At 71.4% G+C, this 13,105-nt stretch carries 12 protein-coding genes; all 12 read left to right on the top strand.

Features of this window, described 5'->3' with window-relative positions:
- The first annotated feature begins 8 nt into the window (after positions 1 to 8).
- The 12 genes from ACFHW1_RS06350 (at position 9) to ACFHW1_RS06295 (ending at position 13,105) form a co-directional block, all read left to right on the top strand.
- A complete protein-coding gene (locus ACFHW1_RS06350) occupies positions 9 to 341 on the top strand; it encodes a YlxR family protein (protein ID WP_416552925.1) in 333 nt (110 codons plus the stop codon).
- 93 nt (positions 342 to 434) lie between these two features.
- Positions 435 to 3,380: a translation initiation factor IF-2 gene (gene infB / locus ACFHW1_RS06345; RefSeq protein ID WP_416615047.1), complete on the top strand. Its 2,946-nt coding sequence runs from the start codon at positions 435 to 437 to the stop codon at positions 3,378 to 3,380.
- A gap of 128 nt (positions 3,381 to 3,508) precedes the next feature.
- Positions 3,509 to 3,802 carry a DUF503 domain-containing protein gene (locus ACFHW1_RS06340; protein ID WP_416552921.1) on the top strand — a complete coding sequence of 98 codons (294 nt, stop codon included), beginning with the start codon at positions 3,509 to 3,511 and terminating at the stop codon, positions 3,800 to 3,802.
- Positions 3,803 to 3,902: 100 nt separating this feature from the next.
- The gene (rbfA, locus tag ACFHW1_RS06335) at positions 3,903 to 4,436 is read left to right on the top strand and encodes a 30S ribosome-binding factor RbfA (RefSeq protein ID WP_416568140.1); all 534 of its coding nucleotides are present in this window, start codon (positions 3,903 to 3,905) and stop codon (positions 4,434 to 4,436) included.
- Positions 4,433 to 5,467 carry a DHH family phosphoesterase gene (locus ACFHW1_RS06330; protein ID WP_416552917.1) on the top strand — a complete coding sequence of 345 codons (1,035 nt, stop codon included), beginning with the start codon at positions 4,433 to 4,435 and terminating at the stop codon, positions 5,465 to 5,467. The genes rbfA and ACFHW1_RS06330 overlap by 4 nt, the downstream gene beginning before the upstream one ends.
- Before the next feature lie 120 nt (positions 5,468 to 5,587).
- Positions 5,588 to 5,995 (top strand): hypothetical protein, encoded by a 408-nt coding sequence (locus tag ACFHW1_RS06325; RefSeq protein WP_416552915.1) that lies wholly within the window; start codon positions 5,588 to 5,590, stop codon positions 5,993 to 5,995.
- Positions 5,992 to 6,210: a DUF6186 family protein gene (locus ACFHW1_RS06320; RefSeq protein ID WP_416552913.1), complete on the top strand. Its 219-nt coding sequence runs from the start codon at positions 5,992 to 5,994 to the stop codon at positions 6,208 to 6,210. Before ACFHW1_RS06325 ends, ACFHW1_RS06320 begins: the two co-directional genes overlap by 4 nt.
- 420 nt (positions 6,211 to 6,630) lie before the next feature.
- Positions 6,631 to 8,013, top strand: a complete 1,383-nt coding sequence (locus tag ACFHW1_RS06315; RefSeq protein ID WP_416552911.1) for an MATE family efflux transporter — start codon at positions 6,631 to 6,633, stop codon at positions 8,011 to 8,013.
- Positions 8,014 to 8,111: 98 nt separating this feature from the next.
- Entirely contained in the window at positions 8,112 to 8,996 is an 885-nt protein-coding gene (gene truB, locus ACFHW1_RS06310) for a tRNA pseudouridine(55) synthase TruB (RefSeq protein ID WP_416568142.1), read from the top strand.
- A 62-nt stretch (positions 8,997 to 9,058) separates the two neighbouring features.
- Positions 9,059 to 10,021 carry a bifunctional riboflavin kinase/FAD synthetase gene (locus tag ACFHW1_RS06305; RefSeq protein WP_416552909.1) on the top strand — a complete coding sequence of 321 codons (963 nt, stop codon included), beginning with the start codon at positions 9,059 to 9,061 and terminating at the stop codon, positions 10,019 to 10,021.
- Positions 10,022 to 10,249: 228 nt separating this feature from the next.
- On the top strand, positions 10,250 to 10,519 hold the full coding sequence (rpsO, locus tag ACFHW1_RS06300) for a 30S ribosomal protein S15 (protein WP_123600601.1): 270 nt from the start codon (positions 10,250 to 10,252) through the stop codon (positions 10,517 to 10,519).
- A 240-nt stretch (positions 10,520 to 10,759) separates the two neighbouring features.
- Positions 10,760 to 13,105 carry a polyribonucleotide nucleotidyltransferase gene (locus ACFHW1_RS06295; RefSeq protein ID WP_416552906.1) on the top strand — a complete coding sequence of 782 codons (2,346 nt, stop codon included), beginning with the start codon at positions 10,760 to 10,762 and terminating at the stop codon, positions 13,103 to 13,105.

The following is a 13,105-nucleotide window of genomic DNA, read 5'->3' as shown; positions in this document are numbered from 1 at the left end:
CTTTTCTCGTGGTACGACGTGCGTTGCCGGTGCGCACCTGTGTGGGCTGCCGACGACGTGCACCGGTTCACGAGCTGCTACGGGTTGTCGTAGTTGGAGGCGAGGACGTGTCGCGCCTGCGACCTGATCCGATCCGTGGTCTGCCGGGGCGGGGTGCGCACCTGCATCCCGATCCGGCATGTCTGGAGCTGGCGCAGCGGCGTCGCGCCTTCGGGCGGGCGCTGCGAGTGTCCGGTGTCGTCGACACCGGCGAGCTGGCCGAGTACATCAGCACGTCAACCGCTACGTCCGGTCATCCGGCCGGACGAGGGTCGCACAGCAAGGTAGGACGACCGACATGAGCACACGATGAAGTCCCAGCAATGAGCAGGCTTCTAGTGCACGAGTGAGGTCGCTGCGGGTGCTGCCCGCACGACCTCGGAGTGAGGAGTGCAGTGGCAGGCAAGGCCCGCGTACACGAGCTCGCCAAAGAGCTCGGGGTCGAAAGCAAGACCGTTCTCGCCAAGCTCAAGGAGATGGGCGAGTTCGTGAAATCCGCGTCGAGCACGGTGGAAGCACCCGTCGCCCGGCGCCTCCGTGGTGCGTTCGCGGCGGCGTCCCAGTCGTCGTCACCGACGGCACCGGCCCGACCGGCCGCGTCGCCGACGAACAGCACCGAGCCGAGAGTCTCCGCCAAGCCGGCGCCACCGCGCCGGCCGGCGGCGCCGTCGTCGATGCGCCCCAAGGGCCCGGTGCCCGGTCCGCCGCCGTCGGCGGCCCCGGTGGCCAAGCCAGCGAGTGCGCACGACATCGAGGTGGCCGCCGCCGAAGCGCGGGCGGCAGCGCTCAAGGCCGAGCAGGAGGCCAACGTCAAGGCCGCCCAGCAGGCGGCGAAGCAGCGGGACACCGGCCGGCGGGAGCCCCCGGCGGACGGCGGTCCCCGACCCAAGCCTGGGCCGGGGTCGGTGCCGCCGCGTCCGGGTAGCCCGGCAGCCGGTCGCTCGGCCGGTGGACGGCCGGCGACGCCCGGTGCGCCGTCGCCTGGGGCACCCGGTCGGCCGGGTGCCCGCCCGCCGGCGCGGGGCGGCAACAATCCGTTCGGCATCAGCCAGGGTGGCGGGCAACGACCCGCCGCCGGTGGCGGGCAGCGGCCCAACCCGGCGTCGATGCCACCGCGGCCGAGTCCGGCGTCGATGCCACCGCGGCCGAGCCCGGCCTCGATGCCGTCGCAACGCCCGGGTCGCCCGGGTGGTCCCGGCGGCGCCGGTCGCCCCGGTGGTCCCGGTGGCGGCGGTCGCGGCGGCGGTGGCGGCGGTTACCGTGGCGGCCCTGGTGGCGGCGGTGGCGGCGGTTACCGTGGCGGCGGCGGTGGCGGCGGTTACCGCGGCGGTCCCGGTGGCGGCGGCTTCCGTGGTGGTGCCCCTGCCGGTGGCGGCGGTCGGCCCGGTGGTGGCGGCCGTGGTCGTGGCGGCGGCACCGCGGGTGCCTTCGGCCGGCCGGGTGGGCGCCCGACCAGGGGCCGCAAGTCCAAGAAGCAGCGCAGACAGGAATTCGACAACCTCTCCGCGCCGACGATGAGCTCCGGCGCGCCGCGTGGCCAGGGCCAGGCGGTACGGCTGTCGCGTGGGGCGTCGCTGTCGGACTTCGCTGACAAGATCAACGCCAATCCGGGGTCGCTGGTCCAGGAGATGTTCAACCTGGGTGAGATGGTCACCGCCACCCAGTCCTGCTCGGACGAGACGTTGCAGTTGCTGGGTGAGCACCTCGGGTTCAACGTACAGATCGTCAGCCCGGAGGATGAGGACCGCGAACTGCTCGCGCAGTTCAACATCGACCTCGACGCCGAGGTGGACTCCGACCGGCTGGTCACTCGCCCGCCGGTGGTGACCGTGATGGGCCACGTCGACCACGGTAAGACCAAGCTGCTCGACGCGATCCGGCAGACCAACCTGGTCGAGGGCGAGGCCGGCGGCATCACCCAGCACATCGGTGCCTACCAGGTGCACGTGCCGCACGACGGGGTGGACCGCGCGTTGACCTTCATCGACACCCCGGGTCACGAGGCGTTCACCGCCATGCGTGCCCGTGGTGCGCAGGTCACCGACATCGTGGTGCTGGTGGTCGCGGCCGACGACGGAGTGATGCCGCAAACCATCGAGGCGCTGAATCACGCCAAGGCGGCCGACGTGCCGATCGTGGTCGCGGTCAACAAGATCGACAAGCCGGAGGCCAACCCGGACAAGGTTCGCCAGCAGTTGACCGAGTACGGTCTGGTCGCCGAGGAGTACGGCGGCGAGACCATGTTCGTCAACGTGGCGGCCAAGCCCGGCACCGGCATCGATCAGCTGCTGGAGGCGGTGCTGCTGACCGCCGACGCGGCGCTCGAGCTCTCCGCTCCGGTCGACGGCCCGGCGCAGGGCATCGCGATCGAGGCGCACCTGGACAAGGGCCGGGGCGCGGTGGCGACCGTACTGGTGCAGAAGGGCACTCTGCGTACCGGCGACTCGATCGTGGCGGGCGGCGCGCACGGCCGGGTCCGGGCCATGCTCGACGAGAACGGCAAGCAGCTCGCCGAGGCGGGCCCGGCCCGACCGGTGCTGGTGCTCGGCCTCACCGCAGTGCCCAGCGCCGGCGACACCTTCCTCGCCGCGCAGGACGATCGGACGGTGCGGCAGATCGCCGAGCAGCGGCAGGCCCGACGGCGGGCGGCGAGCTTTGCCAACTCGCGCGGCCGGGCCACTCTGGAGACGCTCATGGAGCAGATCAAGGAGGGTGAGAAGACCTCGCTCAACCTGATCCTCAAGGGCGATGTCTCCGGCTCGGTCGAGGCGTTGGAGGACGCGCTGTTCAAGCTCGACATCCCGGACGAGGTCCAGCTGCGGATCCTGGACCGGGGTGTGGGTGCGATCACCGAGAGCAACGTGATGCTCGCGAGCGCGTCCGCCGAAGCGGCAACGATCATCGGCTTCAACGTCCGGGCCTCCAACAAGGTCCGGGAAATCGCCGACCGCGAAGGCGTGGAGATCCGGTACTACACCGTCATCTACCAGGCCATCGAGGAGATCGATGCGGCGCTCAAGGGCCTGCTCAAGCCGGAGTTCGAGGAGGTCGAGCTGGGCAGCGCGGAGATCCGCGACGTGTTCCGTTCGTCCAAGATCGGCAACATCGCCGGCTGTATGGTCCGGTCGGGCATCATCCGACGCAACGCCAAGGCCCGGTTGCTGCGCGACGGCGCGGTGGTGGCGGACAACGTCACCATCAGCTCGCTCAAGCGCTTCAAGGACGACGCGACTGAGGTCCGGGAGGGCTTCGAATGCGGTCTGACCCTGGGGAACTACAACAACATCCAGGTGGGCGACATCATCGAGACCTTCGAGATGCGGGAGAAGGCCCGTACCTGATCCGCGTAGCGTAAGGCTCGCAGCACGCCGACAGGCGGCCCACGACCGGTGTACCTCACCGGCTCGGGGCCGCCTGTCGGCGTCCAGTGCCGGCCTGGGCCGCCCGGCACGGCGTATCCTTCGGAACGATGTTCACCGGAACCGCGACCTTCGACATGCTCCTGCCGGGCGACTCCCAGTCGCTGAAGGCGAAACGCTCCTACGTGCGCCCGCTCGTCGCCGCGCTGCGCCGCTTCGAGGTCTCCGCCGCCGAGGTCGGCGCGCTCGACCGGCATGGTCGGGCGGAGATCGCGGTGGCCGTGGTAGCGGCCGACGCGGCACACGTACGTGAAGTGCTGGACAACTGCGAACGGACGGTGGCCGGTCGGCCTGAGATCGAGCTGCTCTCCGTCCGGCGTCGGCTCTACGGTGCCGACGACTGATCTACGACACCGACCGGTCCGGCATGCGGGCGCACCGACCGGTCCGGCGTACGGCGCACAGGTAGGGTCGACACGTTGACCGGACACCGCGGAGGTAGAGATGACGGACCCGGCGCGGGTGCGCAGGCACGCGGAGCGCGTGCGCGAGCTGGTGGCTTCGGTGGTGCGTACCCAGATCAAGGACCCCAGACTCGGCATGATCACCATCACCGACGCGCGGATCACCGCTGATCTGCGCGACGCAACGGTCTTCTACACGGTCCTCGGTGACGCCGCCGCCCAGGCCGGCACCAAGGCAGCGTTGGACAGCGCGAACGGGCTGCTGCGCAGCACGGTCGGCAAGGCGCTCGGGCTGCGCCACTCACCGACGCTCACCTTCGTCCTCGACGACGTGCAGGAGCACGCCAAGCGCATCGACGATCTACTCGCCGCTGCCCGCAGCGCCGACGCCGAGGTGCAGCGGCTGGCAGCGAACGCGGAGTACGCCGGTGACGCCCAGCCGTACCGGGCCGAGTCGGACGACGACGAGGACGCAGCGGACGACGAGAACCCGGTGGAGGGGGCCCCGAAGGGCGCGGCGACCGCCGAGGCAGCCGGGTCCGGCCAGCCCCATTCGGACGGGCGACCTCGATGATCAGCGTTCCGTCCCCGGTCGGCCCGGCCGCCGGCCAGGCGGCCGGGCCGACCGGGGACGAGTGGGCGGCCGCGGTCGCCGCAGTCCGTGCGGTCCCGCCCGGCGGGAGGGTCCTGCTGCTGTGCCACGTCAATCCCGACGGTGACGCGCTCGGCAGCATGCTCGGCTTCGGGCTGGGCCTGACCCGGCTCGGCGGCTGCGCGGTGCAGGCCACGTTTCCCGGCGATCAGGAGCTGCCGCCGTCCCTGCGCGGAATGCCTGGCTCCCACCTGCTGGTCCAGCCGGACAAGGCGTGGGCCGATCCGGACCTGGCGCTCTGCTTCGACGTCGCGAGCGCGTCCCGGCTGGACACCCTCGCCGATCGGATGACGGCCCGGACGGCGATCGTGGTCGACCATCATGCCTCCAACACCCGGTTCGGCGGTATCCATCTCGTGGACCCGACCGCGGCGGCCACCTCGGTGGTGGTCGACCAGTTGCTCGGCCAGCTCGGCGTACCGCTGGACCGGGAAATCGCCGAGTGTCTCTACATCGCGCTGATCACCGACACCGGTTCGTTCCGGTTCGACATGACCACCCCGGCGGTGCACCAGTTCGCCGCCCGGTTGCTGGCCACCGGCGTCAGCCCGGCCGAGGTCTCCCGGCGGGTCTTCGACAGCCGACCCTTCGGGGCGGTCCAGCTCTTCGGTGCGGTGCTGCAACGTAGCGTCCTGGAGCTGGCGGCAGCCGGCGGCCAGGGTCTTGTCTGGACCCATGCGACCCTGGCCGATCTGCAACGTTACGACCAGCCGCCGTACGTGCTTGAGGCGTTGATCGATTCGGTCCGGTGCACGGTCGAGGCGGACGTGAGCTGCGTGCTCAAGCAGGTGAGCGAGACCGGCTGGGCGGTCTCGATGCGCAGCAAGGGCGGAGTCGACGTGAGTGCGGTGGCGGTGGCGCTCGGCGGTGGTGGGCATCGGCTCGCCGCCGGCTTCACCGGCGTCGGCAGCGCCGACGAGGTCATCGCCGCCATCCGCGCCCAGCTTGGCTGAGTGACCTCGACGCTGACCCGGGCGCGGGCCGATGTCCACGGGTGCCGGATCTCGCCAACCGAGCCTCGACCGCCCGCATAGACACTTCACTCGTCGTCACCGACCAGGGACAATCGAGTGATGGAGCAGTCGTCTGAGCTCACTGCGGAGGTGCCGCGGGCCTGGGACCGACCGGTCGTCTCGATCCCGGTCATTGCCGTGCTGTCGCTGGTGGGCGGGCAGTTGCCGTCGTTCTCGACGGCGGCGAACCTGTACGCCATCGGCACCGGCGGGGCGCTGATCTGGTTCGGTCTGTCGCACCGGGCGCCACGGCGGCCGACCCCGCGTCGACTCGGTGACGGTGCGGTGTGGTGGATCGTGCCGGTCGCGATTTTCACCGTCGTTGAGGGTGCCACGTTCGCGATGGGCTCGACCGACGACTTCCCGACCTTTTCCAAGCTGGCCGATCCGGTGCTGGACGGTCAGGTGGCCCGGTCGGCGGCGTACTTCGGCTGGCTGGCCGCGTTCTGGGTGCTGGTGCGGCGATGAGCGCCGTTCGGGCGTCGGTGATCGGCGGTTTCGTCGTCGCGCTGGCGCTGTTCGGGGTGCTGGAGCTGCTCGCCCGGCGGCCGGGCTCGCGGATTCCGACGTTCGGTGACGTCTGCGCGTACGTGATGCAGTACGAGGTGGGCAGGGTGCCGGTTGGTCGGATCGGGGTCTTTGGTTTCTGGTGGTGGGTCGGGTGGCACTTCTTCGCGCGGTGATCGACGTGGCCAAATATGATCCTCTCGCATTCTGGGAACAGTGCGCAGGATGTGGACCTGAACGATAACTTGGGTGTGGTGCGGGCCACACCTGCCCGCCGCTCGTCTGCCTGGTCACGGCCCCGGTGATCCCGGAAGTGTCGTCGTCGGCATCCGGTGTCAACCTGTGGGAAGGTCGTGGCGTCATGCCCAGCAAGCCCAAGCCCGAATCCGCCGACGAAGCGCGCGAGCAGGCCCGGCGGGCATTGCAGATGTCAATGGATACCCGCCAGTAACGTCTGTGGGGTCGCCGCCGGCCGCGCCGCCGCACGAAACCGCGCGGCCTGGGCCGGTGCCGTCGCCTCGGCGTGCGGTGATTCGCCTAGGTAAGTGACCCAGGCAATAGCACTCCTTACCAATCGGCTGTCAGGCTGTACCTCGATGGCCACCTCCCGCACGGCGCCCCCATCTCCACCGTCAGGCCTGGGGTCCGAACCAGGCCCGGGGTCCGAACCACAGTCGGCGTCCACCCGACGGATCGTGCGCCTGGCACTGCCCGCCTTTGTCGTGCTGGCGGCCGAGCCGATCTACGTCCTCGTCGACACCGCCGTCGTCGGCCGTCTCGGGCCGGTGGCCCTCGCCGCCGTCGCGGTGGGCGGCACCGTGATGTCGGTCGCCGCCTGGCTCGGCACCGTCGCGGCGTACGGCACCACCGGCCGCGCCGCCCGCCGTTACGGCGCCGGCGACCGGACCGCCGCCCTGGCCGAGGGAGTCCAGGCGTCCTGGCTCGGGGCTTTCGCCGGACTGCTGCTCGCCGTGGCGCTGCAGATCCTGGCCGGTCCGATCACCGCTGGGCTCGCCGGGCAGCACAGCCCGGTCGCCGACGCCGCCGAGCAGTGGCTGCGGATCGCTGCCTGGGGCGCGCCGGGTCTGCTGCTGGCCGCCGCTGGCAACGGCTGGATGCGCGGGGTGCAGGAAACCCGCCGTCCGGTGCGGTACGTGCTGACGGCCAATATCGTCTCCGCTGCGCTCTGCCCGGTGCTGGTATACCCGCTGGGTCTGGGGCTGACCGGATCGGCGGTGGCCAACGTCTTCGCGCAGACCCTGGGGGGTCTGCTCTTCGTCCGGGCGCTGGTGACGGCCGGGGCACCGCTGCGTCCCCGGCCGCGCCTCTTGCTGACCCACCTCACTGTCGGACGTGACCTGCTGATCCGAGGCGCCGCGTTCCAGGTGAGCTTCCTGTCCGCCACCGCGGTCGCGGCCCGGTACGGCACCATCCAGGTCGGTGCCCACCAGATCGCCATCCAGTTGTGGTTCTTCACCGCACTGGCGATGGACGCGCTGGCGATCGCCGGGCAGTCGCTGGTCGGCGCGGCGCTGGGCGCCGGAGACGCGGCGGGCGCCCGGCTGCTCGCCCGCCGGCTGGTGCTGTTCGGTGCCGTTGCCGGCGTCGGGTTCGCGGTGCTGTTCGCCATCGGTGCCCCGGTGATTCCCGGCTGGTTCAGCCCCGACCCCGGGGTGCACGACCAGGCGATGGTCATCTGGCCGTGGTTCGTGGCGCTGCAGCCGGTAGCCGGGGTGGTCTTCGCTCTCGACGGGGTCTTCATCGGGGCGGGTGATCTGCGTTACCTGCGTGACCTCACGATCGGTGGCGCGCTCGGCGGATTCCTGCCGGTCATCTGGGCCGGCTACCTGCTCGACCTCGGTCTGGCCGGTATCTGGGCCGGGCTGGCGGTGTTCATGCTGGTCCGGCTGGTCGGGCTGGTCCACCGGCTGAAGTCGCCGCGGTGGACGGTGCTCGGCGTGCCGGCCGGCCGGACCTGATCGCCGCGTCCGTCAGCGGGCCGGACCTGATCGCCGCGTCCGTCAGCGGGCCGGACCTGATCGCCACGGCGCATCGGGATCTGGCAGGCTTGGCAGTCGTGAGTACGCACGGACTGATCGTGGTCGACAAGCCGGCCGGGATGACCTCGCACGACGTCGTCGCCCGGATCCGGCGGCTGGCCGGCACCCGGCGGGTGGGCCACGGCGGCACCCTGGATCCGATGGCGACCGGCGTGCTGGTGGTTGCGGTGAACCGGGCCACCCGGCTGCTCACCTACGTGATCGGCGTCGGCAAGACCTACACGGCCACCATCCGGCTCGGCGTGTCGACGGTGACCGACGACGCCGAGGGGGAGGTCACCGACCGGTCGCCGGTGGACGGTGTCACCGAGGAGCGGATCCGGGCCGGCCTGGCCGCGCTGACCGGGGAGATCGACCAGGTGCCCAGCGCCGTGAGCGCAATCAAAATCAACGGGCAGCGGGCGTACCGGCGGGTCCGCTCCGGTGAGCAGGTCGAGCTGGCCGCCCGCCGGGTGACCATCTCCCGCCTCGACGCGGTCGCCGTCCACCCGCCGACCGACGGCAGCGTCGACGTCGACGTCGAGGTGGCCTGCTCGTCCGGCACGTACATCCGGGCCATCGCCCGGGACCTGGGAGCCGCGCTGGGCGTCGGTGGGCACCTCACCGCGCTGCGCCGGACCGCGGTCGGCGGGTTCACGGCGGCCGAAGCCGCCACCCTGGCCGAGCTTGAGCAGCGGGCACCGGAGGTGGTGCAGTTGCCCCTGGCGGCCGCCGCCGGTCGGCTCCTCACCAGCCGAGAGGTCGGCGCGGAGGAGGCCCGGGTGCTCGGCCACGGTGGCCCGATAACGCCGGTCGGCCGGCCCGGGCCGTACGCGGTCTACGCCCCGGACGGCGAACTGCTCGCGGTGGTGTCGGAACGCGACGGCCGGGCCCGCGCGGAGATCGTGCTCGCGCCGGCGTGACAGCATCGAACCCGGCCGGTCACCCGGTTGGGCAAACCTTGGCGGCACAGGCGGGAGGCATCATGCAGCGGTGGCGGGGAGTGGAGGCGGCCGGTGGCGGCTGGGGCCGCGCGGTGGTCACCATCGGGGTGTTCGACGGCATCCACCGCGGACATCAGGCAACCATCGGGTACGCCGTCAAGCGGGCCCGTGACCTCGGTATCCAGTCCGTGGTGGTGACCTTCGACCCGCATCCGGCGGAGGTGGTGCGGCCCGGTAGCCATCCGGCGGTACTCACCGGGCCGGCCCGCAAGGCCGAGCTGATCGAATCGCTCGGCGTGGACGTGCTCTGCGTGCTGCCGTTCACCGTCGAGTTCTCCCGGCTGACCGCCGAGCAGTTCGTTCACGACCTGCTGGTCGAGCACCTGCACGCCGCCGTGGTGGTGGTGGGGGAGAACTTCCGGTTCGGGCACCGGGCCACCGGCGACGTCGCGCTGCTGGCGCGGCTCGGCCGCCGGTTCGGGTTCGCCGTGGAGGACGCCAGCCTGATCACCGACAGTGGCACTGTCTTCTCGTCGACGTACATCCGAGCCTGTATCGACGCCGGGGACGTGACCGCCGCCGCCGCCGCACTCGGCCGGCCGCACCGCCTCGAAGGGGTGGTGGTCCGCGGCGACCGTCGCGGCCGGGAGATCGGCTTCCCCACCGCGAACCTGCTCACCCCGCGATACGCGGCGGTGCCGGCGGACGGCATCTACGCGGCCCGGCTGGTGCGCTCGGACGGCCCGGTCCGTCCGGACGGGCTCAGCGGAGGAGGCCCCGGACTGCCGGCTGCCGCCTCCATCGGCACCAACCCCACCTTCGCCGGCCGCGACCGCCGGGTGGAGGCGTACGTCCTCGACTTCGACCGGGACATCTACGGCGAGCAGGTGGCAATCGATTTCGTCGCCCGGCTGCGGGAGACCCGCCGGTTCGACGGGGTCGGTCCGTTGGTCGCCCAGATGAACGAGGACGTCGCCCAGGTCCGTACGGTGCTCGGCGCCTGACCCGAGCCGACGAGCGGGGCTGTGTCCCGGCCGACGAGCGGGGCGTGACTCGGCGTCGGCGACCCCGGTGGGCAGTGGCGATACGACGCACCGTGGCCTTGCCGGCCCCCGTGCCGACTGGCTGGTAGCCTGAAGGCAGCGTCGGACCACCGACGATTCGTCTCGTCTGCCTGCACGACGCCGCGGGTGCCGAGACGAGGGACGACCCCACACAGATTCAGGGAGACCATGGCGCTCGATCAGGAAGCCAAGCGCAAGATCCGCGAAGAGTACGCCACCGCCGACGCGGACACCGGTTCGCCCGAGGTCCAGGTCGCGGTGCTCACCAAGCGGATCGCCGACCTCACCGGGCACCTCAAGGTGCACAAGCAGGACCACCACAGCCGTCGTGGTCTGCTGCTGCTGGTCGGCCGGCGCCGCCGGCTGCTCAACTACCTGCAGAAGAAGGACATCAACCGCTACCGGTCGCTCATCGAGCGGCTCGGCCTGCGGCGGTGACGTAGCGGCGCGGCGGCGGTCGTCCGCGACCCCGCCGCGCCGCACCACCACCATTCGACACACCGGGCACCACGACCCCACCCGTCGAAGGGAGCCGGTCAACGTACCGGTCCTCGGTAGTGGCCCCCGGGCCAGCCGGCCACCACGCCGGCTCCCCCGGGCGCTTCGATCGATGACCGGCCGGTTGAGCAGCTCCCCGAGGTCGTGACCCCACGACGCGTAAAGGAGCGCGACATCACCATGACCGAGCAGCACAATCTCGGCACCCAACGCAGCACCGCCGTGATCGACAACGGAGCCTTCGGCACCCGCGAGGTCACCTTCTCCGCCGGGCGGTTGGCCCGCCAGGCCGCCGGCTCGGTGATCGCCCAGCTGGGCGACACCGTGGTGCTCTCCGCGACCACCGCCAGCAAGCAGCCGCGTGAGCACCTCGACTTCTTCCCGCTCACCGTCGACGTCGAGGAGCGGATGTACGCCGCCGGGCGGATCCCCGGATCGTTCTTCCGCCGCGAGGGCCGGCCCAGCGAGGAGGCGATCCTCACCTGCCGGCTGACCGACCGGCCGCTGCGCCCGACCTTCGCAAAGGGCCTGCGCAACGAGGTCCAGGTGGTGGCCACCGTGCTGGCGCTGGACCCGGCCCACCCGTACGACGTGATCGCGATCAACGCGGCGTCGATGTCCACCAAGCTGTCCGGCCTGCCGTTCTCCGGCCCGATCGGGGCGACCCGCGTCGCCCACGTCGATGGCGCGTGGGTGGCCTTCCCGACCCTGGACGAGCTGTCCCGGGCCACCTTCGACATGGTGGTCGCCGGTCGGGCCCTGCCGGACGGCGACGTGGCGATCATGATGGTCGAGGCCGAGGCCACTCCACACGCGGTCGGGCTGATCGCCGGTGGCGCCACCGCCCCCACCGAGGACGTGGTGGCCAGTGGGCTGGAGGCGGCCAAGCCGACCATTCGTGAGCTGTGCCGGGCGCAGAGCGAGCTGGCCGAGGTGGCGGCGAAGCCGATCGCCGACTTCCCGGTCTTCCTCGACTACGGTGACGACGTCTACGACGCGGTCGTGGCCGCCGGCCGCGACGAGGTCGCCGAGGCGTTGAAGATCGCCTCCAAGGCGGAGCGTGAGGACGCGCTGGACCGGGTCAAGGAAAAGGTTGCCGGCGAGCTCGGCGAGCAGTTCGAGGGCCGGGAGAAGGAAGTCGGTGCGGCCTTCCGGTCGTTGACCAAGTCCGAGGTCCGGTCCCGGGTGCTGCGCGAGCAGGTACGCATCGACGGCCGTGGCCCGCGGGACATTCGCCCGCTCACCGCCGAGGTCGGGGTGCTGCCCCGGGTGCACGGCTCGGCGCTGTTCGAGCGCGGCGAGACGCAGATCCTCGGGGTCAGCACACTCAACATGCTCCGGCTGGAGCAGACGCTGGACACCCTCTCCCCGGAGAAGTCCAAGCGCTACATGCACAACTACAACTTCCCGCCGTACTCCACCGGCGAGACCGGCCGGGTCGGTTCGCCGAAGCGGCGGGAGATCGGCCACGGCGCGCTCGCCGAGCGGGCCCTGGTGCCGGTGCTGCCGACCCGCGAGGAGTTCCCGTATGCGATCCGCCAGGTGTCCGAGGCGCTCGGCTCCAACGGTTCGACGAGCATGGGCTCGGTCTGCGCCTCCACGCTGTCGCTGCTGTCGGCCGGGGTGCCGCTGAAGGCTCCGGTGGCCGGGATCGCGATGGGCCTGATCTCCGACGAGGTCGACGGGCAGACCCGGTACGTCACGCTGACCGACATCCTCGGCGCCGAGGATGCGTTCGGTGACATGGACTTCAAGGTGGCCGGCACCCCCGAGTTCGTCACCGCGCTGCAGTTGGACACCAAGCTCGACGGCATCCCGTCGGACGTACTCGCCGGCGCCCTGCAGCAGGCCCGCGAGGCCCGGATGACCATCCTTGAGGTCATGCGCCAGGCGATCGAGGGCCCGGCTGCGATGAGCGAGCACGCCCCCCGGGTGACCACGGTGAAGATTCCGGTCGACAAGATCGGTATGGTGATCGGTCCGAAGGGCCAGACCATCAACGCGATCCAGGACGAGACCGGCGCGGACATCTCGATCGAGGACGACGGCACCATCTACGTCGGCGCCACCAACGGGCCGGCTGCCGAAGCCGCAGTCGAGCGGATCAACGCGATCGCCAACCCGACGCTGCCGAAGGTCGGCGACAAGTTCCTCGGCACGGTCGTCAAGACCGCTGCGTTCGGCGCGTTCATCTCGCTGCTGCCCGGCCGCGACGGCCTGCTGCACATCTCCAAGGTGGGCGACGGCAAGCGGGTCGAGCGGGTCGAGGACCACCTCAACGTCGGCGACAAGGTCGAGGTGCAGATCGCCGACATCGACGCCCGCGGCAAGATCTACCTGGACAAGGTTCGTCCGGAGGGCGCCGAGGCCCCGGTTGCGTCCGACGGCGGCGAGCGTCCCGGTGGCCGTGACCGTGGCGACCGTGGGCCGCGCGACCGTGGTGACCGGGACCGCGGCGATCGGGGCCCCAGCCGGGGTGACGGTGGCGAGGGCGGCGAGCGCCGCCGACGTAACCGGCACAGCTGA

The sequence above is a fragment of the Micromonospora sp. LOL_014 genome, from assembly GCF_048060245.1.
Lineage (GTDB): Bacteria > Actinomycetota > Actinomycetes > Mycobacteriales > Micromonosporaceae > Micromonospora_E.
The sequence above is the reverse complement of the archived record's forward strand: the minus strand, read 5'-3'. Positions and strand labels throughout refer to the sequence as shown.